This is a genomic window from Collinsella sp. AM24-1 (genome assembly GCF_003470325.1).
GTDB lineage: Bacteria > Actinomycetota > Coriobacteriia > Coriobacteriales > Coriobacteriaceae > Collinsella.
This window is the reverse complement of record NZ_QRHM01000006.1, coordinates 33,433-58,248: the sequence shown is the minus strand read 5'-3', so window position 1 is coordinate 58,248 and position 24,816 is coordinate 33,433. Positions and strand designations below refer to the sequence as shown.

Annotated in this window: 16 protein-coding genes; 7 read left to right on the top strand and 9 right to left on the bottom strand. The window is 61.2% G+C overall.

Features of this window, described 5'->3' with window-relative positions; genetic code table 11:
* Positions 1–70 precede the first annotated feature (70 nt).
* From DW661_RS03600 to DW661_RS03585, 4 genes are all read right to left on the bottom strand, one after another.
* Positions 71–1,267, bottom strand: coding sequence for an ATP-binding protein (locus DW661_RS03600; protein ID WP_118934673.1), 1,197 nt, complete (start codon positions 1,265–1,267; stop codon positions 71–73).
* Between the two features lie 252 nt (positions 1,268–1,519).
* Complete coding sequence (locus tag DW661_RS03595) at positions 1,520–2,221, bottom strand: hypothetical protein (protein WP_117806707.1); 702 nt, start codon at positions 2,219–2,221, stop codon at positions 1,520–1,522.
* Entirely contained in the window at positions 2,222–3,952 is a 1,731-nt protein-coding gene (gene folP / locus DW661_RS03590) for a dihydropteroate synthase (RefSeq protein WP_118372857.1), read from the bottom strand.
* A 95-nt stretch (positions 3,953–4,047) separates the two neighbouring features.
* Positions 4,048–4,800, bottom strand: a complete 753-nt coding sequence (locus DW661_RS03585) for an NAD-dependent protein deacylase (protein ID WP_118934671.1) — start codon at positions 4,798–4,800, stop codon at positions 4,048–4,050.
* A gap of 135 nt (positions 4,801–4,935) precedes the next feature.
* Here DW661_RS03585 and DW661_RS03580 point away from each other — a divergent pair, with 135 nt between their 5' ends.
* The gene (locus DW661_RS03580; protein WP_118289459.1) at positions 4,936–5,754 is read left to right on the top strand and encodes an exodeoxyribonuclease III; all 819 of its coding nucleotides are present in this window, start codon (positions 4,936–4,938) and stop codon (positions 5,752–5,754) included.
* A gap of 534 nt (positions 5,755–6,288) precedes the next feature.
* On the opposite strand, the gene DW661_RS03575 is transcribed toward DW661_RS03580, so the two are convergent.
* Genes DW661_RS03575 through DW661_RS03565 form a run of 3 tightly spaced genes read right to left on the bottom strand, consistent with a single transcriptional unit; the run spans position 6,289 to position 9,537 of the window.
* Positions 6,289–7,002: a DUF6580 family putative transport protein gene (locus DW661_RS03575; protein WP_118065914.1), complete on the bottom strand. Its 714-nt coding sequence runs from the start codon at positions 7,000–7,002 to the stop codon at positions 6,289–6,291.
* A 4-nt stretch (positions 7,003–7,006) separates the two neighbouring features.
* The gene (locus DW661_RS03570) at positions 7,007–8,650 is read right to left on the bottom strand and encodes an ABC transporter ATP-binding protein (protein WP_118065912.1); all 1,644 of its coding nucleotides are present in this window, start codon (positions 8,648–8,650) and stop codon (positions 7,007–7,009) included.
* Positions 8,650–9,537, bottom strand: coding sequence for an energy-coupling factor transporter transmembrane component T (locus DW661_RS03565; RefSeq protein WP_233503128.1), 888 nt, complete (start codon positions 9,535–9,537; stop codon positions 8,650–8,652). Before DW661_RS03565 ends, DW661_RS03570 begins: the two co-directional genes overlap by 1 nt.
* A gap of 199 nt (positions 9,538–9,736) precedes the next feature.
* Between DW661_RS03565 and glmU the strand changes: the two genes are divergently transcribed.
* Both glmU and DW661_RS03555 read left to right on the top strand, forming a co-directional pair.
* Entirely contained in the window at positions 9,737–11,149 is a 1,413-nt protein-coding gene (glmU, locus tag DW661_RS03560) for a bifunctional UDP-N-acetylglucosamine diphosphorylase/glucosamine-1-phosphate N-acetyltransferase GlmU (protein ID WP_118934669.1), read from the top strand.
* A 192-nt stretch (positions 11,150–11,341) separates the two neighbouring features.
* Entirely contained in the window at positions 11,342–12,328 is a 987-nt protein-coding gene (locus DW661_RS03555) for a ribose-phosphate pyrophosphokinase (protein WP_089573682.1), read from the top strand.
* 93 nt (positions 12,329–12,421) lie between these two features.
* Here the strand turns inward: DW661_RS03555 and DW661_RS03550 are convergent, their stop codons facing one another.
* Positions 12,422–12,625 (bottom strand): hypothetical protein, encoded by a 204-nt coding sequence (locus DW661_RS03550; protein ID WP_117655732.1) that lies wholly within the window; start codon positions 12,623–12,625, stop codon positions 12,422–12,424.
* Positions 12,626–12,891: 266 nt separating this feature from the next.
* Between DW661_RS03550 and DW661_RS03545 the strand changes: the two genes are divergently transcribed.
* The 4 genes from DW661_RS03545 (at position 12,892) to gltA (ending at position 17,496) form a co-directional block, all read left to right on the top strand.
* On the top strand, positions 12,892–13,908 hold the full coding sequence (locus DW661_RS03545; protein WP_233547446.1) for an endonuclease domain-containing protein: 1,017 nt from the start codon (positions 12,892–12,894) through the stop codon (positions 13,906–13,908).
* A gap of 351 nt (positions 13,909–14,259) precedes the next feature.
* Complete coding sequence (gene pth, locus DW661_RS03540; protein WP_171025267.1) at positions 14,260–14,889, top strand: aminoacyl-tRNA hydrolase; 630 nt, start codon at positions 14,260–14,262, stop codon at positions 14,887–14,889.
* A 367-nt stretch (positions 14,890–15,256) separates the two neighbouring features.
* Complete coding sequence (locus DW661_RS03535) at positions 15,257–16,096, top strand: sulfide/dihydroorotate dehydrogenase-like FAD/NAD-binding protein (RefSeq protein ID WP_006235793.1); 840 nt, start codon at positions 15,257–15,259, stop codon at positions 16,094–16,096.
* Complete coding sequence (gene gltA, locus DW661_RS03530; protein ID WP_089572633.1) at positions 16,087–17,496, top strand: NADPH-dependent glutamate synthase; 1,410 nt, start codon at positions 16,087–16,089, stop codon at positions 17,494–17,496. The genes DW661_RS03535 and gltA overlap by 10 nt, the downstream gene beginning before the upstream one ends.
* 406 nt (positions 17,497–17,902) lie before the next feature.
* On the opposite strand, the gene DW661_RS03525 is transcribed toward gltA, so the two are convergent.
* Positions 17,903–24,529 carry a leucine-rich repeat protein gene (locus DW661_RS03525; RefSeq protein ID WP_118934665.1) on the bottom strand — a complete coding sequence of 2,209 codons (6,627 nt, stop codon included), beginning with the start codon at positions 24,527–24,529 and terminating at the stop codon, positions 17,903–17,905.
* Between the last annotated feature and the right edge of the window lie 287 nt (positions 24,530–24,816).

Here is a 24,816-nt window from a genome sequence, read left to right as displayed (position 1 = left end):
GGACTAAGCAATGCATCGGTCCTATTCCTCAAAAACGAAATTTTTTCAGTTTTGAGGAATAGGCTTTCTGCTACGCCTCGCCGCACAACCACCTCGCCAGGTCCACGATCTGCACTCCGTCGCGATCCGTGGCCTCGTGATGCGTGCGGGCGAGAATCATCTTGGGATACGCATCGCCAATGCTCAGCAGTGGCGAAATCTCGCGTTCAAATGTCTTATCCGAGCTGATGTCGTCGCTCACCTGAATGTAGAGTTTCTCGCTCCGCTTGATTGCTACAAAGTCTATTTCCTTTTTATAGAGCACGCCGACGTATACCTCGTATCCGCGACGCAGCAGCTCGATTGCCACCATGTTCTCGTATACGCGTCCCCAATCCATATCACGTGTACCAAGAAGCGCATATTTAAACGCATGGTCCGCCAGATAGTACTTCTCGCCGCTCTTAAGGTATTTTTTGCCGCGAATGTCGTACCGACGAACTTTATAGAAGGCAAACGCATCGCACAGGTACCCCATGTACGTGCCGACCGTCTTGTTCGTAATCTTTAACCCATCCGCATTTAATGCATCAGTAATGTTGCGTGCCGACGTAATGTTGGAAACGTTGTCCATCATGTAATCGGCAATGCGCAGCAGCGCCGATTCGTTTCTCACGTTATGCCGCTGCACGATATCTCTCACAATGAGCGTCTTGAAGACGTTGGAGAGATATTGATAGCGCTGCTCCTGCAGTGGATAAGGGTAAGAGCCGGACATACCGCCGGTTCTCGCGTACTCATCGAAGTCGCGGTCGACCTCGCCCTCGTCGCCATAGAGACGATACTCCTCAAACGAGAATGGGAAAACCTCGATCTCGAACGTACGCCCCGTAAAGAGCGTCGACAGATCGCTCGACAGCAAAAAGGCATTCGATCCGGTAATGAATATGTCGTGCTGCTCGGATGCGTGAAGGCTATTGATCGCACGCTCAAAACCGTCGCACATCTGAACTTCATCGATAAGCAGAAAGTTTTGTTTGCCGGACACTCGATGCTCTTTTACATAGGCGAGCAGCGCGTGATACTCGAGCAGGTTCTCGAACTCATCGAGGTTGTAGTTGATATGGATGACATTCGAATTGGACAGATGTGCCTCCACGTAATCGCGGAGGGCCTCGAGCAATTTTGATTTACCGCTACGACGGATGCCCGTGATGACCTTGATGTCCGGCACGCCAATAAGACTCGTCAACGTGTCCATATATGACGTTCTATTGATGAGTTTCATCGGGGCCTCCTCGCGGTCTTTTATCGCTATTCCTCAAAACTGAAAAATTTTCAGTTTTGAGGAATAGGCTCTATAGCGAATATACCTCGCGAAAGACCGAGCCGCCTTAATCCTATTCCTCAAAAACGAAAATTTTTCAGTTTTGAGGAATAGGGCGCTGGCAACCCATTCCCCAGATAGGCGAAACCCTCCCCGGCACAGGCCGAGGAGGGTCTTGTTGTCATGTCTATCTTTGGGCGCGAACGCCCCGCGTTACAGCCCGCGAATCCGTACGGCCTCGGGCGGAAACTCCTGCTCGCCGGCATCGGTCTTGATGGTCGCGCGGCCCCAGATGTCCAGGCCCGCAAACACACCGACCGCAAGCGGCAAACCGTTGGGCGACACCGCCGCAACCTGACGACCCAGCAGCGGCACCATATCGAAGTACTCACCCAGCACCGGAGCCAGCGGGCCGGCAGCGCCCTGTGGTGTGTTGGCGGCAACCGCCCAGGTGTCCACGCGGGTCAGCACGGCGGTGGCCAATGCCTCGACCAGCACCTCGTCGGCCATATCCACGCCAAGCTCGCCCAGCGCCGCACGTTCAATATCAACCGTCACCGCGGCAAACATGCCCGCAGCACCGGCACCGCCGTTCACGGCAACACGCGCGAGCGACGTCTCAAACGCAGGCGCACCGCACACGATATTGCTCGGCCACTCAATGCCCACCTTGCCGGCAAGGCCCAACCCCGGCGTCGAAGCCGTGCCCACGAGCGCGTCCATCATGCCCATCGCGGCCACAAACGGCAGGCCGTGGAAGGCATGCATGTTCACATCCGGACGCACGACCAGCGAAAACGTCAGCGAAGCATCGCCCACGCTCCACGCGCACCAGCCCGCGGACACGCCCTCGCGACCCGCGTCACGCGCCGCGTCGAGCTCAGTGGCAGCGACTACAGCGTTCATCTCGATCATCTACATACGCCCCAATTCACCCACGATATGGCCCACGCGATCCTCGGGCTCCTTGACCTCGACGCCGTTGTAGCGGAAGAACCGCGCCGGGTCGTGCATCAGATCCTCGAGCGGCACCAGCACAAAGTCGCGCTCGCCGATCAGCGGATGCGGCAGGCGCAGCTTTTTGCCGCCGTGGGTCTCGCCGTCCATCCACAGCAGGTCCAGGTCGATGGTGCGCGGACCGTTGGCCTTGGCCTTTTTGGAGCGGTCGCGGCCCAGCTCGGCCTCGATCTTCATGAGCTCGTCGAGCAGCACCAGCGGCGCCAACTCGGTCTTGATCTCGATGACGGCGTTGGCAAACGCGTCCTGGCGCGTCTCGTAGGCCGGCTCGCTCTCGTAGATCTTGGAGGAGTTGGACACGCAGGTAAGTGGAATCTCGGCGATCATGTCGCGTGCGGCGCGGATGTTGTCGCAGCGATGCCCCAAGTTGGATCCCACGGCCACAAACGCGCGGCGCGGCTGCGGCTTGGCAACCGCCCAGTAGCCGTTCAGGAACTGCGCAAAGCCCGCGGCGTCGTGCACGCGCACGACGTTGGCGCCGGCCTGGATGGCGCCCAGGCACACGCCAAACGTAGCGGCATCGCGCTCGGCGGCCTCGGTCACGCCCGAGACGGCGCCCACAAAGCGCTTGCGCGATACAGCGCACATGAGCGGATAGCCCAGTGACGCCATCTTGGCAGTCTCGCGCTGGATGACGATGTCCTCGTTAGCCGACTTACCAAAGCCCGGGCCAGGATCGATGCAGATGCGGTCGCGCGACACGCCGGCGTGGATGAGCGCGCGGGCCTGGTCGGACAGAAAGCCCATGACGCGGCGCATGATGGGCGCCGAATCGGGCAGGGTGAAGCGGCGGAGCTGCGAGGTGGGCACGTAGGCCTCCTCGCGGCGGGCGCTGCGGCGCATCATGGCGGCCAGGCGGTCATTGGACTCCGATGCGGCCTCGGTGGCCTCGGGCGCGGGCGCGACGGTCTCGGCGGCAGCAGCCTGCTCGGCGGCCGGCGTCTCCTGCTCGCTTGCAGGCTCGGTCGCGGGCTCCGGATCGCCAAACGGCAACGAGGGCTGCACCACGCCGCCCGGAAGCTTGGCCTCCGGCTTAGGCTCGCCCAGTAACTTGCCGCGACGGCGGCGAGCCGGCTTCTCAGCCTCACGCGCGGCCTCGGCAGCCGCCTCGCGCGCCTTCTCGGCAACAAACGCCGCAGCCGAGGTATCGAGCTGCACCGTTGCGTGCGTGCGTGTAGGCGCGGCGACCTCGCCGGCATGCATCACGATGACGCCGCAGGTGCTCGTCTTAACAAACTCGACCATCTTGGGGTCGGTGAAGCCCGTCACGTCGTTGACGATCGAGGCGCCGCAGCGCACGGCCGCCTTGGCAACCGCCACGTGGCGCGTGTCGATCGAGACGATGGCGCCCTCTTTGGCCAGCGCGCGCACCACGGGCAGCACGCGGCGAGCCTCCTCGTCGGGATTAACCGGGGTAAAGCCGGGGCGCGTGGACTCGCCGCCTACGTCGATGATGTCGGCGCCGGCGTCGAGCATCGCCAGGCCGTACTCGATGGCGGCATCCGGGTCGAAGTGCTCCCCGCCATCGCTAAACGAATCGGGCGTCACGTTGAGGACGCCCATGATGCGCGGACGGTCAAAGCTGAGCTCATACTTTCCGCACCGCCATGTCTTGCTGTCGTTCGCCATGAACATCCTCCTAAAATGCCCACGCCGCCGAGCTTGGGGAGCTGGCGGCGGGGTCGCTTTGCACTCAGTCTTTCTATTGTATCCGCGCACACGGGCTAGAACGCAAACGCGGCCGCGATGTCGCAAGAAATCAGCAGGTCGGCATTTGCATCCTGATCGGTAGGCGCCAAATTGCAAATGGCCAGCGTATCGCCAGTAAAGTAACGCGTAAGGCCTGCCGCCGGATACACCACGAGCGAGGTCCCGCCCACAATGAGGGCATCGGCCGCGGCGATGGCGGCAACGGCACCGGTCAACACACGCTCGTCGAGCGGCTCTTCGTAGAGCACCACATCGGGCTTGATGCGACCACCGCACGCAGGGCACACGGGCACGCCCGCGGCGTCCTCATGCTCGCGCGAGCAAATCCACTCGGCGCTATAGACCGCGCCGCACGACTGGCAAATGTTGCGATGGACCGATCCGTGCAGCTCGAATACGCGCTGCGAGCCCGCCATCTGATGCAAGCCGTCGATGTTTTGCGTCACCACGGCATCGAGCTTGCCAGCTCGCTCCAGCTCGGCCAGCTTGGTGTGGCAGCGGCTGGGCTTAGCGTTAAGCGCGATCATCTTGGTGCGGTAAAAGTCGAAGAACCCCGCCGGATGTGTCTCGTAAAAGCTGTGCGAGAGCATGGTCTCGGGCGGATAGGCAAACTGCTGGTGATACAGGCCGTCCACGCTGCGGAAATCGGGGATGTCACTCGCCGTGGAAACACCGGCGCCGCCAAAGAACACCACGCGCTTGTGGGTGTCAAACAGATCCGCCAGCGCGGCGGACGCCTGCCTGGGGTCCGATATTGCCTGCGTCATATGAGCCCTCCGTCCTTGTTGATCGGGCGGCGTCGGGCGATGTCCCAGCATGCGACCTTTAAGTCAGCATGCGCGGAGCCCACCCCGCCCCTGTTGCGCTAATCTTAAGCCTGCCAACCCCGTCGAAAGGACACCATGCCTCAGACTTACACTTTCGCCTCGTGGAACGTCAACGGCCTGCGCGCCGTGCTCAAAAAGGACCCGAGCTTTATCCAGATCGCGCAAGAACTCGACGTCGATATCCTGGCGCTGCAAGAGACCAAGTTGCAAGAAGGCCAGGTCGATATTGACCTGGCCGGCTATCACCAAACCTGGAGCTACGCCGAGCGTAAAGGCTATTCGGGCACTGCGGTCTTTAGCCGCCAGGAACCGCTGCGCGTGCTGCACGCCGACGCACTGCTACCCTACGCCGGCGAGAACGAGGCGGCCGTACTCGTCGCCCAAGCCGCAACCGAGGGCCGCGTCTGCGCGCTGGAGTTCGACAAGTTCTGGTTTGTGGATGTCTACACTCCCAACGCGCAAAACGAACTCGCCCGCATCGACGTGCGCATGGCCTGGGACGATGCTTACCGCGGCTTTTTGAACGCGCTCGAGCGCGAGACCGGCAAGCCCGTGGTGACCTGCGGCGACTTTAACGTGGCACACGAGGAGATCGATCTTAAGAACCCCAAGTCCAACCGCGGCAACGCAGGCTTTTCGGACGAGGAGCGCGGCAAGTTTACCGAGCTGCTCAACGCCGGGTTTACCGATACCTGGCGCGCGGCAAACCCCGACGTCGAGGGCGTCTACAGCTGGTGGAGCTACCGCTTTAATGCCCGCAAGAACAACGCCGGCTGGCGCATCGACTACTTCCTGGTAAGCGACGCAATCGCCGACAACGTACGCGACACCGGCATCCGCGGCGACATCTTTGGCAGCGACCACTGCCCCGTCACCCTTACGTTGGAGCTCTAACTCCAGCTGCCCCCGGAGACGAAGGAAAACGGATCATTTTGGGCCTCGTGAGGGTGTCCGCGTGACCCATCCGCCACGAAACACGCCCATCTACTACGTTTAAGCCACCACCCTCAACCACAGCGAACAACGCAAAAAGAAAACCGCAGGTAGAAAGCCTGCGGTTTTTCATAAAACGCGGTTGTGTTTGGGGGTGTCGGGCCAAACATAGTAGATAGGCCGATTCCGTGGCGGGCGGGTTCAGCTGATTCCCTGGGAACGTCTGGAGGCGAAAGAAAACGGATCAATTTGGCTCTCTGAGGGCCACGATGCCCGTCGTATCAGCCGGCTATTTCAAAACTATGCCGGTTTACGGGGCTGAATCGCGAACCCCCAACCATACGCAATTCCGAAATAATAAAACCGCAGGTAAACGGCTTGCTCTATTTCAAAAATAGCCGGCATGGTCTGCTTGTGCCAATCTGGCCCCGTAAACCGGCATAGTTTTAAAATGGCACTTCGGCAGTATTGATTCCCGCCCCGGCGCAACCAGCCCTACAGTCCGCACTTCACGACGACTCGGTTGATGCGGCGACACCAAGGCTTGTACAGGGCGACCAAAAACACGCAGGTCGCAAGGCCGTGCGTGATATCGAACGGCACCGCCGTGGCAAGACGCGCCATGGCACCCGCCCACGTGAGCGGTTGAACAAAACCGATAATGTCGTAGGCGTTGATCACAACGCCGTACAGCAAACCCGAAGCAAAGCCGTAGGTCAGCAGCGCCGGCATACGCACGGTGCCATCGGCGCGATCAAAAGCGCCGGCATGCGCCAGCGCACCGCCAACGTATCCCACGAGCCCCCAGGCATACATCTGCCACGGCGTCCACATGCCCTGTCCAAAAAAGAAATTGCTGCTCAGCGCCGCCAGCGCGCCAACCATAAAACCATTGCGGCGGCCAAGCGTCGCCCCCGCGATAATGGCGATGGCACTCACGGGTTTAAAGTCGGGAATGGGGCCAAACAAGATGCGCCCCGCCGCGGCCAACGCCGCCAGAACCAGCGTTGGCATAATCTGGCGCAGGCCCGGTCGCGACGCCTCGTAGCCTGCAAAGAACAGCGCAAGCACCAGCGCCACCACGACAAGCATGGCGAGTGCCGCCTGCTCAACGCCCGCCAGCAACGCCGCAGCCATCACGGCTGGCACCGCCAGCAGCAGCGGGATCTCCAGTTTTGCGAGCAGGCGCGCGACGCGATAATCCGTCATCCCATCACGCCCTATAAAACACGTTGTCGGCAAAGAAGTCGGTCGGCGGCTCCATGCAGGCGATCTCGCCATCAAACATCATGGAAATGTCATCGGCAACCTGCTCGGCAAAGTCTAGGTCGTGCGTCGCCATGACGACGGTGCCGCCAGCCTGCGCATGGTCGCGCAGGGCGCGGGCGATGATGCGGCGGCTGGCCAGGTCCAAACCCTTGGTGGGCTCATCGAGCAATAGCAGTTCGGGGCCGATCAACAGCAGCTTTGCCAACGCAAGCAGCTGACGCTGTCCGCCCGAAAGGTCATAGGGGTGGCGCTCCCCCAAGTCCGCGAGCCCCAGACTCGCCGCGCGCTCCCGCGCCATAGCCTCGTCGTACCCGCAGGCCGAAGCCCATTCCATCAGCTCGTCGCGCACCGTCTCGGCAACCAGCAGGGCCTTGGGGTTCTGCGGCAGCAGCGCAGCCGAGGCCGCCCCGCGCACCATACGACCACGTTGCAGCTTGGCAGTCTTGGCCAGCACCGAAAGCATCGTCGACTTACCGCATCCGTTGCCGCCCACGATCGCATGCACCGCACCGGCCGAAAACGCCACGTCGAGCCCGCGCAGCACCCAACCGCCCGCGCGATCGTAGCGAAACCAGCTCCCTGCCAGGGTGGTAGCCGACCCGCCGTACATTTTTTGGAGTATTCTGCTCCCATCCGTGCGCGGGAAGGCTTCCGAGCCGTTCTCGAGCGACGTTTGCGCCACAAATTCGGACGATTTGTCCAATTTCGAACTTTTTTTCGCGCTCGATACGTCCCCGGGCGGCTCCAGAGAGCCCAAATTGTCCTCACGCCTGCTGAATACTCCGTTTTTTGCACATCGGACGGCACCCCACCCCAACATGTCGTCGGAAAACAGCGATTCTCGGCGTCCCAAAGAAGCCATATCCGCCACCTCGCGCACGCGACCGTCCTCAATCCGGTACGCACACGTCGCGTATTCGAGCATCGGGCGCGGCTGGTGCGTTGCCACAACAACCGTGCAACCCAACTCGCGGTTCACGCGAAACAGCGCGTGCAGAAAATTTTTCTCGGCAACAGGATCGAGCTGGGACGTGGGCTCGTCGAGCAGCAGCACGCGCGGGCGCAAGGCCAGCACGGCCGCCAACGACAGCAGCTGCTTGCGTCCGCCCGAAAGCGCATCGGTATCGCGGTGAAGCCAATCTTCCAGTCCAAAGAAATAGCTGGTCTCAGCTACGCGACGGCGCATCTCGTCGCGCGACACACCCAGATTCTCTAGGCCAAACGCCATCTCGTGCCACACGGTTTCGCACACGATCTGGTTCTCGGGATCCTGGAACACATAACCCACGCGCTCCGCCGATGCCCGCACGTCCATGTCGGCGACGGGCTCGCCCAGCACGCGCAGCTCGCCGGAGCGCGTACCCGCCGGAGCGATCTCGGGCTTGAGCAGCGACAGCAGCGTCGATTTGCCCGACCCGGTACCGCCAACAAGCAGCGCAAACGCACCTTGGGAAACACGCCAATCAAGTCCCTCGAGCACCGGTGCCTCGGCCCCGGGATAGGCAAAACTAAGGCCTCGCACCTCAATCGCCGGCGCGGCCGAGCCATATGCCACACCCGCCGCCGAGCTCCTATCAAACCGAGCCATCAGCCAAACCTCTTCTCATCAATCGCATGAAACGCGCAAGGCAGCACCATCCAGGCAGCGTACACGACATAGCCCGGCCACGGCGCCGGCACCGAGAGCTGCGGATAAAACGAATACTGCGTCGTCGCGGTCCACGCCACTGCCACCGCGGCAGCACCAAACAGTGCGAGCCCGGCCAGCGCGGCAACGTCGCTGCGCCCCAGTCGATACCGCGCATACGTCGTACGACGCGTCGCGGCACCCCACCCGCGCGAGCGCATCGCGTCCGCACGCTCCAGCGAATCTTCCATGCCCCAGCCCATCAACACGCTCGACGCCCGCAGGCGCGAGCGCACGGGGTCGGCCGGCGCGCGGCCCGGCACGTCAATCGCATCTTGCACCGCCAGTACCGTGCGGCCGCGGCGCAAAAACTGCGGGATAAGCCGCATGCACATCGAGATCATGAGCGCAATCACCGGTGCGGCATTGCCCAGCAGCGCGAGCACCTTGTCGTATTCGAGCATCGACGCCGCGGCCTCAAACCACAGCACGCTCGCCACAAACAGCCCGCCCATGCACAGGCCGTATACCATGCTCTCCAGATACACCGCGCGCATGCCAATACGGAACAGCTCCGTCGAGCCCGAGGCGCTAAACAGCGGATTGAGCACCGCGACGATCAAAATCACCGGCAGCTGCCAGCGGAGCGCGCCCAGCGTGCGGGCAGCCCCACGCGCCGCAAATCCATACGCCAGCCCGCCCGCAAGTGACAGCGCAATCAGTACCGGCTGCATCGAGAACATAGTGAGCCCCAGCGTCAGCACTATATAGAGTGCCGGCACAGCCGGATGCGACATCGAGAATGCCGCGACGGGCTCGCCGCCAAACTCCTCTCGTATGTTGTCCACGGGCACCCCCGTCCCCTCGCTCAAACAACAGCTCCGCAGCACCGCCAACGCCGCACGCAAGCAGTGCAAACGCCACGCCGGCGGCGCAAGCCTCAACCGCCGCAAACCAATCGTTACGCGCTCGTCATATGCCTGCGGTATCATATTGCGCCGTGTATCGTTTCCAAACACACGTCTCTATAACGTAACAGGAGATCACATGGACGCAACCGCAATTATCCTCGCTGCCGGCGAGGGCACCCGCATGAAGTCGAACCACTGCAAGGTTTCGCACAAGATCCTGGGTAAGCCCATGGTCCAGTGGATCGTCGACGCTACCATCAAGGCCGGCTGCAGCCGCGTCGTGGTCGTCATCGGCAGCCACGCCGACGAGATGCGCGCCCTCATCGACGGCGCCTACGCCAACAGCGCCACCAAGGTCGAGTGCATCGAGCAGACCGAGCGCCTGGGCACCGGCCACGCCGTAAAGGTCGCGCTCGAGGCCTGCGGCATCACGCAAGGCCCCGTCGTCGTGCTCAACGGCGACCTGCCGCTCATCACCGCCGACACCGTCGCCAAGTTCGCACAGACCGTCGCCACCGGCGAGCTCGCCTGCACCGTCATGACCATGACCCCGCCCGATCCTTTCGGCTACGGCCGCATCAAGCTGGGCGCCGATGGTCAGATCGAGCGCATCATCGAGCAGAAGGACTGCACGCCCGAGCAGGCCGCCACGCTGCTGGAGTGCAACGCCGGCTGCTACGCATTTGACGGCACGCAGCTCGCCGCCCACATCAACGAGATCGGCAACGACAACGCGCAATCCGAGTACTACCTGCCCGACATGCTCGAGATCCTCAAAGGCCACGGCCAGGCTGTCTCCATCTTCCACTGCGACGACTACCGCGACGGCCTGGGCGTCAACAGCCGCATCCAGCTCGCACAGCTCACCGCCATCGCGCGCGACCGCATCAACGAGCACTGGATGGCCGAGGGCGTTACCTTCATCGACCCCACGCAGGCCTGGATCGGCCCCGATGCCGTTATCGGCCGCGACACCGTCGTGTGGCCGCAGACGCACCTGATCGGCCACGTCACCGTGGGCGAGGAGTGCCAGCTCGGCCCCAACAGCCGCCTCACCGACACCACCGTCGGCAGCGGCTGCACCATCGATGAGACCATCGCCATCGAGGCCGTCATCGAGAATGGCGTCGACTGCGGCCCGCGCGCCTACCTGCGCCCGGGCACCCACATGCTCGACGGATCCAAGGCCGGCACGCACGTGGAGATCAAGAAGTCCACGATCGGCGAGGGTTCCAAGGTGCCGCACCTGTCCTACATCGGCGACACCACCATGGGCCCCGGCGTCAACGTGGGCGCGGGCTCCATCACCTGCAACTACGACGGCGTCCACAAGCACAAGACCGTCATCGGCAAGGACGCCTTCATTGGCTCCGACACCATGATGGTCGCGCCCGCCCAGATCGGCGACGGCGCGCTCGTGGCCGCCGGCTCCGTCATCACCGATCCGGTCCCGGCTGACGCACTCGGCCTGGGCCGCGCCCGTCAGGTAAATATTGAGGGCTGGGCCGCCGATTATCGCCGCCGTCTGCACGAGGACGACGAGGTATAACGTTTTACCAAGCACAAAAGGAGCTGCTCCATGGGGGCGGCTCCTTTTTCTATCGTGACCTGCGCAACCGGATGAGTGGTCGGTTCGTGTCCGTTGGCGGTAAAGACGTTATCAGGACCCGATAAACCCCGCCGCGCGGTTACAATGCAACAAGGCATCTATATGGCATTCGATGTATAAAGGAGAAGGGTAATGCCGATTAATGATCCCGAGAAGTCGGAGAATATGCGCAAGTCCATCCGCGTGTATTCCGGTTCCTCCAACCGTCCCCTCGCTCAGAAGATTGCTGAGTACCTTGGGGTCGAGCTTTCGGGCCTTACGCTAAAGCAGTTCGCCAATGGTGAGATTTACGCCCGCTACGACGAGACCGTCCGCGGCGCCGACGTCTTCCTGATTCAGTCCGTGGCCGGCGGCAACGTCAACGACATGCTCATGGAGCTGCTCATCGCCACCGACGCTGCCAAGCGCGCATCCGCCCGCTCCATCACCGCCGTTATCACCCACTACGGCTATGCCCGCCAGGACCGCAAGGCCGGCCCGCGCGAGCCCATCACCGCCCGCCTCGTCGCCAACCTGCTCGAGCGTGCCGGCGTCAACCGCATCATCACCCTCGACCTGCACCAGGGCCAGATCCAGGGCTTCTTCGATATCCCGGTTAACCACCTGTCCGCACTGCCGCTGTTTGGCCAGTACTACAACGACATGCACTTCGACACCGACAACCTGGTTGTCGTCTCCCCCGACGTGGGTCGCGCCAAGGCCGCCAAGAAGCTGTCCGACATGCTCGGCTGCGACCTGGCCATCGCCCACAAGGGCCGTCCGCGCCACAACGCCGCCGAGGTCATGGGCATCATCGGTGACATCAAGGGCAAGACCTGCATCATCAACGACGACATGATCGACACCGCTGGCACCCTGTGCGCCAACGTCAAGGAGCTCAAGGCTATGGGCGCCGGCGACATCTACGTCTGCGCCACCCACGGCATCTTCTCCGGTCCGGCCATCGAGCGCCTGAACGATGCCCCCATCGTCGAGTGCGTCGTCACCGACGCCATCCCCGTCGAGGTTGGCGGCAAGATCAAGACCATCTCGGTCGCCGAGGAGTTCGCTCAGGCCATCTCCGCCGTTTACCACGAGGAGCCCGTCTCCACGCTCGTCGGCGGCGACTTCGCGCTGTAGTCCAACGCGTATCGCATCATCTTTGATGTTTTTAAAGGGTCGGAAGCTCGCTTCCGACCCTTTTTCTATTCCTCGCCAATCCGCCCTGGACAGTTAGTTCAGATACGTATTTTTTAAAGCTCCAAAGGTCCGTTCGGAGCCTTCTGAGCTCCCCGGCGGATGCCATGCCGCCCGAAGCTCATCGTTTTCGAGTACAACCGCCGCATATATTATCTTCAAATCGCCCTCGAAGGCCCTTAGAAACACCTCGAACGCCCGCCGCCTTATACGTATCTGAACTAACTGTCCAGTAGCCATCGTCAACCTTCTCGGCAGAGCTCAATTTCCTGCAATCCCCTCAACCGATTCCACCGATTTCCTAACACCCGGCCGTTCATGGCGCCCAGCACCCCGCTGAGCGAAAAGAACGGTATGGCGGTCGCATTCTGCCGCCAACTTAGTACGTTATAGCTATGACGACCGTGATTTCACATTTCTCCGCCCTCCGCGCAATTCGTCGCGCACGACGGGCGTACTCTGCCCTACCCTGGAGCTCCATTGATAGTGAACAGCAAGCACAGGCCTTGGCTAGCTGCATTCCCAATAATGACGCGATAGACTTTGGCGCACTTTCGATACTCGACGCCTGGAATGAAGATGATTCCGAGCTGCTCGATCTTCTCGTTTCAAACGAAGGCAACCGACGCCCCGACAAGCGACTTCTTCAGCATATTCTCTCCGCTCCGCTTCCTGAAGGTGCAATTATGCACGTCGAGGCCGACATCTACGCAACGTCTCCTGCCATGACAGCCATGCTTTGTTCTAAAAATGAATCAGTCGCCAAAACCTTGATGCTTCTCATGGAACTGGTCGGAACTTACTCCCTTCCTCCCGGGGCAACATACCCCATTGCCCATGACGACATCTGGCCCAAGGGCGATGGCTACGAAGCGACGGGCGATCTTGATTGCCTGGGCAACCAGTCAGCGGCCGAACAACAGAACGAAACCCGCTATGAACAGGCGCACTACAAATGCGATCCCGCCACGACCATCGAAGAGCTCGAGGCGGTCGCACGGTTCGCCAAAAGTAGCTCATACGCCTCGTTTCGCACGGCAGTCAAACTCGCCCGGGCTGGATCCGCATCCCCAGCCGAATCCCTAATGTTTGCCGTTCTCGGAGCGCCCATGCGCTTTGGCGGATTCGGATGTTGCAGCCTGCCCATGGGAGGCCTGCTACTCAACCATCGAATCGACTTCGATACTCTTGCGGTCAACATGTCCTCGGGCATCCTCTATGCCATCTGCGACCTATATTGCCCGGCAGCCGGAGTCGACAACGAATACAACGGAATTGGGCATGAGCTTCAAAACGCTCGCATCCACGATGGCAATCGAAATAATGGCCTCAAGGCCATGGGCATCCACGTCCTGGTTATCAATCGCGACCAAATGAAAGACCTTGTTGCACTCGAAGCCTTCGCCCAAACGATGCATCGACTCACAGGAGTCCGATTCCGGTACCGTATCAAGGGCTATCGCAAGCGTCAGGCCGCTTGGCTCAACGCTCTGCGGGCCGGAACCGGCCTCGCGCCGGTCTAAACGGCGAATCACCCGTGCGCCGTCGAGCAGGGCTGGGCAGTTAGTTCAAATACGTATAAATGGACGCATTGAATTAGACTGTTTTGCAGCTATCTCTATACCATTCGCCCTATTTGAAGGCAGGGTAGACTTCAAAACAACGCCATATGGACTAACTAAAGCTCCAAAACAACGTATCGGCATTGAATTGAGTAATTCGAGTCCTCAGAACTTATACGTATCTGAACTAACTGTCCACCTCGGATTTCGACGTCCGTCCAAACGCCCCCAAACGCCCTCAATTACCCTCCATTTGACAGCGGCAACAGGGTCGCTCACCATAGCAGGCGACAAATCAACGAAAGGATGAACATGGCAGCTGCACAGCCGCTTAAGATTCGCATGGTTGCCGGACTTGGCAACCCTGGCGATGAGTATGCCGAGACCCGCCACAACGCTGGCTTCAAAGCAATCGACGAGTTGGCCCGTCAGGCCGGTGTCACGTACTGGAAAAACCAGGCCGGCGCCGAGGTCGCACTCATCAACATCAACGATCCCGAGGAAGAGGGTGGCAAGCGCCAGATCGTGCTGGTCAAGCCGCAGTCGTATATGAATACCTCGGGCGGACCCATCTCCAAGCTCTGCCGCGAGTACAAGATCAAGGCCGAGGAGCTGCTCGTCATCCACGACGAGCTTGACATTCCCGCCGGTGACGTGCGCGTCAAGGTGGGCGGTGGCCACGCCGGCCACAACGGCCTGCGCTCCATCATCGACAAGATGGGCAGCCGCGACTTTAGCCGTATCCGCACCGGCATCGGCAACCCTCCCGGCAAGATGGCCGTGGCAGACTATGTGCTCAAGCAGCTGCGCGCCCGCGAGGCCGAGGACTTCCAGGACACCTGCGCCCGCGCCGCAGATGCCGCCGGTTTGGCCATCGTCCACGGCGTAATCTACGCCCGCGATCACGTAAACGGCGCCGCTTCCGCCAACGGCAAACACTAAAACCTACCATTTAGGGATGTTAATTTTGGCAGGTTTATCTGCGGAAACGCCGCGGTGGCCGCATCGCAATAAACACGCTGCCACCATACATGCATAACGCTCCAAAGGGGGCCGGCCTCAACGAAGCGCGAGGCCGGCCCCCTTTGTCGTTTTGCCTGATAAAACCGACCAAAATAAACCTGTCCCTTTTTGGTAGGTCGGGATAAACCCTTTTCCCAACCGCCGAAGACACACGTAAACAGCATGTCCATGAGGGTATAATTTGCACCGTATGTCTGCACAACGCCTGTGCGCGTACGGTTTTACTCGGGCTACCGTCCATTTCCGTGGAGGCACGGTTCGGCGGCCCTAACAAGAGAGGGGTTCTATGTATAAGATCCTGGAGAAGACGCAGTTCTCGGAGAAGGTGTTCAAGTTCCGCATCGAGGCGCCCGCAATCGCCAAACATGCGCACGCTGGACAGTTCCTCATGGTTCGCGCCAACGAGACGGGCGAGCGCGTCCCGTTTACCCTGGCTGGCTGGAACGGTGACGAGGGCTGGGTCGAGTTCATCTTCATGGTGATCGGCAAGACCACCGAGATGCTTTCCACCTATGAGGCCGGCGAGTCGCTGCGCGACGTCGTGGGCCCGCTGGGCGTTCCCACCGAGATGGCCGAGGGCCCCTGCGCCGTCATTGGCGGCGGCGTCGGCCTGGCAATTGCCTTCCCGGTCGCCAAGCACCTGGTCGAGACCGGCCACGAGGTGCACGCCATCATGGGCGCCCGCACCAAGGACCTCCTGCTCATGGAGGACCAGTTCCGCGAGCTCCTCGACGAGGACCACATCCACATCACCACCGATGACGGCTCCTACGGCGAGCAGGGCGTTGTCACCGCTCCGCTGGAGCGCCTGCTGCAGGACAAGGCCGTGAGCCAGGTCTTCTGCGTCGGCCCCGTTCCGATGATGAAGTTCTCGACCCTCACCGCCCAGAAGTACGACACCCCCATCACCGCGTCGCTCAACCCCATCATGGTTGACGGCACCGGTATGTGCGGCTGCTGCCGCGTCGAGGTGGGCGGCGTGACCAAGTTTGCTTGCGTCGACGGCCCCGACTTCGATGCCACCCTGGTCGACTGGGATGACCTTCGTGCCCGCCAGGCCGCTTACCGTTCCGAAGAGGGCGAGTCCCTCAAGGCCTATGAGGAAAAGAGCTGCGCATGCCACTAGTTAACGGTCGTTTCGTTGCCGATATGAAGTCGCCCCGCACCCCCGATAACGAGGAGCCGGCTGCCGAGCGCGCCTGCGACTTCCGCCCCGTCGACAAGGGCTTCACCGAGGAGATGGCGCTGGCCGAGGCCGAGCGCTGCCTCAACTGCAAGAAGCCGTTCTGTGTTGAGGGTTGCCCCGTCAACATCAACATCCCCCGCTTTATCGAGCAGATCCGCGCGAAGGACTTCGGCGGCGCTCTCGATACCATCCGCGAGGACTCCATGCTTCCCGCCATCTGCGGCCGCGTCTGCCCGCAGGAGAACCAGTGCGAGGGTAAGTGCATCCGTGGCAAGAAGTCCGAGCCCGTGGCTATCGGCCAGCTCGAGCGCTTCCTGGGTGATCGCCCCGAACTCGCCTCCACGCCCAAGATGGCCCCCAAGAACGGCAAGAAGGTCGCCGTCGTCGGCTCCGGCCCGTCCGGCATCACCTGTGCCGGCGAGCTCGCCCGCAACGGCTTTGACGTCACCGTCTTCGAGGCTTTCTTCACCGGCGGCGGCGTGCTGGTCTACGGCATCCCCGAGTTCCGTCTGCCCAAGGCAGTCGTCAAGCGCGAGATCGACGGCCTGGAGGACATGGGCGTCAAGTTTGAGTACAACTCCGTCGTGGGCAACATGGCCACGGCCGAGGAGCTGTTCGAGCAGGGCTTCGACGCCATCTACGTGGCGACCGGCGCTGGCCTGCCCAAGTTCCTCAACGTCCCCGGCGAGAACCTGCCCAACGTCTTCTTCGCTAACGAGTACCTCACCCGCGTGAACCTGATGAAGGCCAACAAGTTCCCCGAGTACGACACCCCCACCAAGCACGGCAAGAACGTCGTTGTCTTTGGCGGCGGCAACGTGGCCATGGACGCCGTCCGTACCGCCAAGCGCCTGGGCGCCGAGCACGCCATCATCGCCTACCGTCGTACCGAGGACGAGATGCCCTGCCGTCGCGCCGAGCTGCACCATGCTAAGGCCGAGGGCGTCGAGGTTCTGCCGCTCGTCTCCCCGCTCGAGTTTGTCGCTGGCGAGGACGGCTCCGTGTGCGCCGTCAAGGTCCAGAAGATGGAGCTCGGCGAGCCCGACGAGTCCGGCCGCCGTCGCCCGGTGCCCATCGAGGGCGCCATCGAGGAGATCCCCTGCGACGTCGCGATCTCGGCTATCGGCACCAACGCCAACCCCTTCGCTGCCAAGATCGGCGGCAAGATGGAGCTCAACAAGTGGGGCTACATCGTCGCCGACGAGGAGACCGGCCAGACCACCGATCCCCGCATCTGGGCCGGCGGCGACATCGTCACCGGTGCCGCTACGGTCATTCTGGCGATGGGCGCCGGCAAGAAGGCCGCCGCTTCCATCACCAAGAGCCTGCTGGGCGAGTAATCACCCACAGCGCTAGCCATCAAACGGCAAAGTCCCCGTCGAGCACACGCCCGGCGGGGACTTTTTCTATGCCGACCACCCCAACCACCACAAAGGGGGCAGGTGCCTTTGTGGTGATCTGGGGTCTGGTCGGCAAACCAATTCCGGCGTTTGTCTCAATCTGTAACAGTTAGACCCTGTTGAGCCTTGTAGTTGTTACAGATCGAGACATTGTGCCGGCCGTCCCCGCTGAATCTCGATCTGTAACAGTTAGAGGCCAAATATCCCGCTTAGTGTTACAAATCGAGACATTAGGCTGACGGCCGGACCGTTCATCTAAATCTGTAACACCTAGAGCCATTTTTACTGGCCTGGTGTTACAGGTTGAGATTTTGCGAAAGCCGAGGATGGGCGTTGTCGCCAAAACCTAGCGCTTGCGACGCTTGGTTGCAGCAATGCCGGCCACGGCTACGGTTGCGCCGGCGATGCCCAGGGCGGCGACCGTCATCGCGGCGAAGTCACCCGTGCTGGCGAGCTCCGCGCCGCCGGACTTCTTGCCGTTCTTGCCCTTACCCTTGGACTTGTCCGTCGTCACCGTGGTCGTCGTCGAAGTCGAACCACCCGCAGGAGCCCCGGTACCGCCAGAGCCATCCGCACCGCCACCCTGCTCGCCGCCGCCAGGCGTCGGCTTGGGCCCGGGCTCCGGCCCGGGCTCCGGCTTGGGCTCGGGTGTCGCCTCATCGGTAACCGTAATCGTAATGTTCAAACGCTCGGAATACTCGCTGTACGACATGCCAGGGCGCTGTGCCGCAATGCGCACATACATGTTGCTATCGAGCGCAATAGGCTCGGTGTACTTTACGCGGCCTTCGTCACGGCAGGGACACGTGTCGTTGGTGGTGTACCAAATGGTCGTGCCATCCTCGGCCGAAAGCTCCAGCTTCGTACCCTTGGGCACCGTAATGTAATTCTCCTTGGGCGACCACAAGCCAAACGTCGTCGCACCAATCGTCGCCGCCGGTCGCGCCGGTCGCACGGCCTCGGCAGACACGCGCACGTCGACCTGCTTGGACAGCGCCGTGCCGTCCACCGCCGCCGTCAACGTCGTCAAACCGGGCAGAGCACCATGCAGCACAAACGTCGCCGCGCCATCCTCGCCCGTCACAGCCTGAGCAGCATCAACGGAGCAGATAGCCGTAGACTCCAGCCCAACACTAGCCTTGGCGCCCGCAAACGGCTTGCCCGCCTTATCGGTCACGTGCGCCACCAGCTCAAAGTCACTGCCCTCAAGCATGGTCACGGCCTGCTCCACGTTGAGCCCGAGCTTGTCGGCACGAACGCCCACGGCAAGCTCCCCGCTTGCCCAGCGCGCCATGGCCTTGCCGGCGTAGTTGCGAGCACCGTCGAGCTCAAACGACACCGTCGAGCCCGCCTCACGCGCATCGGCATAGCGAATGCGCAGCACGCGCGACAACGGCTTGCCATTGGGATCGTCCTGCTTGTCGAGCCACGTATACGTCACGTCGCCCAAGCCCTGCGCGCACAATGCGACCGGGGTATCGTCGCTCGCGTCCATATACTGCGCAAACTCAACCTCGACGCAATCGGTATAGGCATGGACCGAAGCTACCTCGGGCGCCGCCGTCGACACCAAACCAATGTTCACCTCAGTCTGAATCGGCGGCACGCGCAGCCAAGCCGAACGCGCCTCCTCATACCCGTCCTTGGTCACGCGCACCTGATACCATCCGGTCGGCGTATTCCAGTTGTATGCACCGTCCGCACCCGTTGCAAGCGGATTGTCCTGCTCATACTCCTCGGCATCCCAACGCACTGCATTGGTACCGGCGGCATCGTCGGCGCTCCACAGCTCAACCGTTGCGCCCTCGACCGTATTGGACAACAGGCCCTCGTACACCACGCCCGCAGGGTCGGGTGCAGCCTTGGCAGCCACATTGCGATAACGCGCCTCGAAGATCGACTGCATCTTCTCGTCCGAGATCAAGCCGTCCTTGTTGGCCTTGTAGACCTCGGCATCAGTCAGCTCACCCCAGTTGACCGTAATACGATTCTGGCACGCGCGCTCCACCTGCTCACAGGCGACATCGTAGGCGCACTCGGCATTGGTCAGCTTAATCGCGCGCTCCGAACCTACGCTGGTCGAAGCCGCGTCATAGGCAGCGCCCACCACGGTACCCGCCGAACCGGCCGTCAGCACGCCGGCGATTGTCATAATGGAGCCCACCGCCACATCGGTGCTGTCGTGGCAGAGCTGGCGATACAGCAGATCCTCAAACGCACGCGCCTTCTCCATGGCGTCACGCAGCGCGTAAATGCACTTCCAGTCGTCCTCGGTCTTCTCGGGCTTGGCAAGCAAGCGCGTATGCTGAAGCTCATAGCCCTCGCGCTCGCCCTTCACCTTCTGCATACGGACGTTCACGTTCTCCCAGTTCTTGCTGGCATCGTTCACGCCGTAAATGCCGGTAAAGATGCCGATGCCCTGGGTCGCCGCGGGAAACGCCTGTCCGGCCGCCTTCCACGCATCGGTCTTAAAGACCTGGCCGAACATCTCACACTCGATCTTGTAGCTTTTGAGCGAACGAATCGTGCGGATGAGCTTCATGTGGGCGCTGACGTCACCGTTGCGCTTCCAAGCCATAAGCCAACCGCGAATCGTAGAGTTATTGAGGCTATGGACCACATTCCAGTTGTCGTACAGGTTGTCCAGAATGTCGCATTGCATGGCGATCGAGTTAAACAGAAGCGCCTGGTTTTTGTTGTTATTGGAGTTCTCGATAAACTCGGACTCAATGTAAGCGGTCTCGTCGCCATCGGGCGCGGCGACCTTAAAGCCCTTAACGGTATCGTCGTCAGCCGCCTTGTAGCTCAGCGAGCTGCCGAGCGCCTGGCCCAAATCGTTAAACCCGCTCGTCGACTGGCCGTTGTACTCGCTGGCCTTAATGCCCGCACACTTGTTGAGCGCCGCAGCGGTTGCGTCATTCCAGCTTCCGTATTGGTTGAGCTGGCCGATACCCATCGACTGGCCCACCAGATCCTCGGCCTGCTGGGCAATAAACTCCGCTCGCGATGCATGGTCAACAAGCTCCTTGAGCGCCGCCGCGTCCGCCGCGCTTGCACCCTGAGCCGACGCGAGTTCCTGGTACCAATCCTCACCGGTGCCGTACGCGTCCTCAAAGATCATCTTGTCCACGTTGACGCCATAGCTGTCGCCCTGCTTGGTCAGCAGCGCCGACGAGCCGCCAACCGCAGCCTTAAGCTCGGCGGCAAACTGCGCCGCCTCGTCGTTGCCAGCATCATCACCCTCGCCTTCGCTGGCGGCAGGGGCGCGACGAGCCTTACGGGCAGCTCCACCTTGGGCTTCGTCCTCTTTACCGTTCTCATCTTCCTCGGCAAACGCATCGGCGACCATCTGATCAATCGCGTCGTTAAACGCCTGGTCGACATCATTAAACGAGTTATCCATCATATACTCGTGCCACTGCTGCACGGCATTCGAGAACTCCTGCTGGCGCTCCTCGGCCGCGGCGGAATGCTTTTTGGCCGAAGCGTTTGCGTCAAAACTCAGCATGGTCATAAGCTGAGCATTGGAGATGCGGTAGGTCTGCGGCATAAAGATCTGCTCAAAGTTGCCGCAGTTCACATAGGTCGAGTCATTCGCCTTGTTAAACTCGTCGAGAAGCTTAAGGTAACCCTCGTCCACATACTCCGCCACATAGCGCACATGGGTGCCCTCGCGCGACTTTTGAGTCAGAGGAATCGTCACCGTCTTGCCATCCACGCAGTCCACGTACAGGTCGAGCGTGTCGGCGGCCTCTTCGTTTCCCACCTCGAGTGTGATATCGAACGTCCAGTAGGCGTTCTTCTTTTGTGGCAGATGATGGAAGGTCCACAGGCTCTTGCCGGTGTCCTTGCCGTCCTTGACCAAGTTTTGCGTACCGCCACGATACGTCACATCAAAGTTCCAGACCGAAGCGCCCGGAACATAGCGCACATAATTGCGAGCCGTCACCTCGGCGGCAGCGGCGGCGACGTCGGTCGAGCCCACGCGCGCCTCGAGCGTCACGCGCTCGGCGGCAAGCGTATCCTGCGGCAGGTCGTATTCAATCTTGGCACGGCCGAGTTTATTGGTCTTGCCAGTGTACTTTGCGGCCGAGGCGCCCGCGCCCACGGTAAGCTGCACGCTTTTGCCGGGCGCCGCATAAACGTAGGCCACATTGCCCAGCAGGCTGTGGACGTCGGTGCTGTCGACCTCGATGCGCGATCCGCTAACCTCGAGCGTGGTGCTTCCCAGCGGCAATGTCACCTCGCCCAGCGTAATAAGCGGCGAGATAGCATAGATGCCCGCGGCCTTAGGCTTAAAGCGCACAAACACATCGGCGCCCATGCCCTTCTTCATATCGAGAACGAGGTTGTCGCCCTCCCACGTCGCGTCAGTCCACCATGTACGGGAGCTATCACCGGGATCGCGAGAGCCTGCGGACACATCCTCGACGGCATCCTTGGCCAGCGGAATCTCAATCTTGGTAGCCTGGCTGTCCTTGAGCTCGTAATGAATGCGCAGCTCGGTCTCCACGCCAACGACCGCGGACGAATCAGCGATAACCGAGCCCGCCGTCAGCCCACGCTCGGCACGATACGCCTCCACGTCAAACGTGGGGACGTCGAGCGTCACGTCGAGCTGTTTGCCGTCCTCAATCTTCACCTGCTTTTGCGCGATATGCTTACCCACGGTCAGCCCTAGGCGGCTAAACGTGGAATAGCTCGTCGCTTGGATGTCGTAGCTCGTCTTGTTAAAGGCGACGATGGTGTACGAACCGGCCTTAAGGCGCGGCGTCTCGGCCTTCATGATAGGCGTGGTGCCATCGTCTTCGTAACCCATCAAATAGGTGACGCCGTCGGCGACCAGCTTGCCGTCGGACGTACGGAACACCAGCACGCGGTTGGCTCCCTGGTAGTCGCCCTTGGTCGTGACCGCCGCCGTGCCCCAGGGCTTCAAGTCGATATCGACCTTGCCGGCCGAAGGCTTCACCGTCGCCGTCGCCCCACCCAGCTTGAGGCTGTCTTTGGGCTCGAGCGTTATCTCCAGATCCTGGTCCGCGTCGGCAATGGCCTGCGACACCACGAGCGCTGTGCCCTGGATACGGAAGTCGTTTTCTTTGTCACCCTTGGCAGGCTTAAGCGTCTTGCCGCCGCTCTTCATCGTCAGATCGATGTTATCGAGACTATCGAGCTCAATGCGTTCGGTCTTATCCTGGCCCACAATCGGTTCAAGATAGCCCACGTTGAGCTCAATCGCGCGCGAAGCCGGAATCTTGGTAAAGTCCTCCGCCTTAATCTCTCCGATATTCCATGTGCCCGTCATCTGGTCGCCCGGGCGCGCCAGCACCATGTCATAGTAACCGCCGAGCGAAATGCGCAGCGTTGCTGCTGTCTTGGAGAGAGCGTCCGCTGTAAAGCTGCCGTCATCGCCAACCGCCAGCGGCGTGGACTGCCCCGCCTGCACGAGTGTAGCCGTCGCGCTCTGGGGAAGTTTGCCCGTCACCTGGGCCGCCTCGCCCATCCACTCAAACGTGTAGGCAGGCTTCGAGGAATCGACGGAGTCCTTGCGATCGGCCACGCCATCGGCAAGCTTTTTGACCATCGAGGGGTTGCCAGCCGAATCGGTCGCATAGGCATAGATGGTCTGGCCTTCACTAAAGGGAATCGCATACGTTACGCCATCGATTGTCACGCGCTCATTATAGTCGCCCGGATAGCCCGCCTCACCAAACTGAAGATCGGGGTTCATCACGCGCAGGGCAACGGCATTATGGTTCGTCTCGTTTCCGTATCTCGTGTTCTCAAAAGCTCCCCACTCTATCATTTCCACGCTTTTGGGTAGCACAATCTCTTTGCCGGCAATCGCAGGATCAAGAGAGGCGAACGCGAGCGCCCCGATAGATTTGACACCATCGCCAATCGTCACCGACGACACAAAGGAGCACCCACAAAATGCATAGTGCCCGATCCGCTCCACCGTGCCCGGCACATTGATCTGCGTAAAGGTGAGTACCGTTGTATCCGAGACATAGAACTGCGGCACGCCGCAATTGGCGAAGGCACGATAGTCAATAGTCTTAACCGAAGGTGGCAGCGTTGCCACCACATTGTCGTCAAGCTGTTCGCAGCCCTCAAAGGCCTGCTCGGGAATCGTGGTAAAGGCCGCGTTATTGGGCCAGGTCACCGTCTGAAGTGTCTTGCTTCCAGTAAACGCATTCCAGCCCAACTCCTCAACCGAATCGGGCAGTGCGATTTCCTTGATGCTGCTGCCTCCCAGGCCGCCAACGGTGCGGACGTGCGAATCGGGGGCGAAGGTGACCGATGTGAGAGCGGGCTTTCCCATGCCCCTAAGGCTTACGACATGCTTGCCGTCGATGGTCGAGGGCACCTCCAACGTGGTAATGCCCGCGTCGCCATACTCGATAGAAATTTCATTGGTGAGGCTATCAATCGAGAAGTAGTACTGCGCGGGGGTCTGCTCGCCGGCCACGTAGCCATCGTCGTATTCGTCCTTTACGCCCGTGGCGCCCTTCGAGGTTGCCCAGAGTTCAAGTTCTTCGTTCCAGGTCGCCTCGGTGCCGGAAGCCTCCTCTTGCTTTTGCTGCTCGGCGAGCTCCTTGCCCTCGACAAGATCGGTGGCAAGCGTACCCGCAGGTGTGCTCTCGGTCTGTCCGGCGCCCGTCAGGCCCGCCGCCGATGCAATCTCGGAGGCCGGGGGCGTAGGGGTGTCACCGGCCTCGAGCGCTGTGGGGTCGGCAGCGTTGGCGGCATCGGCATCGGGCGCGGGGTCGGCAGCGCTGGCGGCATCGGCATCGGGCGCGGCGTCGGCGGGGTCGGCGGCGTATACTTGGTCGACATCCGTCTGCACAAAGGTGCTATCGGTGGTGAGCACCTCAGCAAACGCGCCCACAGGCAACGAGCCCGTCACCATGGTGAGGGTCACCGCGGCAATGGTCAGGCGGCGGCAAAGCGCTCGAACAGTAGTCCACCTCATGGTCGTTCCTTTCTTGCAAACCAAAAGTCATCCAGCGTAATCGTCGTCCAAAAACAAAGCGAACGGTAGGTTCATATATACGAACCTACCGTTCTACCTGCGCAAACCACCGCAAAGGGGACAGGCACCTTTGCGGTGGTTCTGGACTCGGCCGGCCAGTTTGTCTCAATCTGTAACAGTTAGAGGCCAAATTCCTCGCTACGTGTTACAGATCGAGACGTTAGGTTGGCAGCCGAACAGTTCATCTCAATCTGTAACACCTGAAGCCCAAATATCTGGCTTGGTGT

What these genes read in the sequence shown, in the direction of transcription:
- DW661_RS03600 (WP_118934673.1), bottom strand. Translation starts at nt 1,267, where the DNA reads ATGAAACTCATCAATAGAACGTCATATATGGACACGTTGACGAGTCTT.
- DW661_RS03595 (WP_117806707.1), bottom strand. Translation starts at nt 2,221, where the DNA reads ATGATCGAGATGAACGCTGTAGTCGCTGCCACTGAGCTCGACGCGGCG.
- folP (WP_118372857.1), bottom strand. Translation starts at nt 3,952, where the DNA reads ATGGCGAACGACAGCAAGACATGGCGGTGCGGAAAGTATGAGCTCAGC.
- DW661_RS03585 (WP_118934671.1), bottom strand. Translation starts at nt 4,800, where the DNA reads ATGACGCAGGCAATATCGGACCCCAGGCAGGCGTCCGCCGCGCTGGCG.
- DW661_RS03580 (WP_118289459.1), top strand. Translation starts at nt 4,936, where the DNA reads ATGCCTCAGACTTACACTTTCGCCTCGTGGAACGTCAACGGCCTGCGC.
- DW661_RS03575 (WP_118065914.1), bottom strand. Translation starts at nt 7,002, where the DNA reads ATGACGGATTATCGCGTCGCGCGCCTGCTCGCAAAACTGGAGATCCCG.
- DW661_RS03570 (WP_118065912.1), bottom strand. Translation starts at nt 8,650, where the DNA reads ATGGCTCGGTTTGATAGGAGCTCGGCGGCGGGTGTGGCATATGGCTCG.
- glmU (WP_118934669.1), top strand. Translation starts at nt 9,737, where the DNA reads ATGGACGCAACCGCAATTATCCTCGCTGCCGGCGAGGGCACCCGCATG.
- DW661_RS03555 (WP_089573682.1), top strand. Translation starts at nt 11,342, where the DNA reads ATGCCGATTAATGATCCCGAGAAGTCGGAGAATATGCGCAAGTCCATC.
- DW661_RS03550 (WP_117655732.1), bottom strand. Translation starts at nt 12,625, where the DNA reads ATGGCTACTGGACAGTTAGTTCAGATACGTATAAGGCGGCGGGCGTTC.
- pth (WP_171025267.1), top strand. Translation starts at nt 14,260, where the DNA reads ATGGCAGCTGCACAGCCGCTTAAGATTCGCATGGTTGCCGGACTTGGC.
- DW661_RS03535 (WP_006235793.1), top strand. Translation starts at nt 15,257, where the DNA reads ATGTATAAGATCCTGGAGAAGACGCAGTTCTCGGAGAAGGTGTTCAAG.
- gltA (WP_089572633.1), top strand. Translation starts at nt 16,087, where the DNA reads ATGCCACTAGTTAACGGTCGTTTCGTTGCCGATATGAAGTCGCCCCGC.
- DW661_RS03525 (WP_118934665.1), bottom strand. Translation starts at nt 24,529, where the DNA reads ATGAGGTGGACTACTGTTCGAGCGCTTTGCCGCCGCCTGACCATTGCC.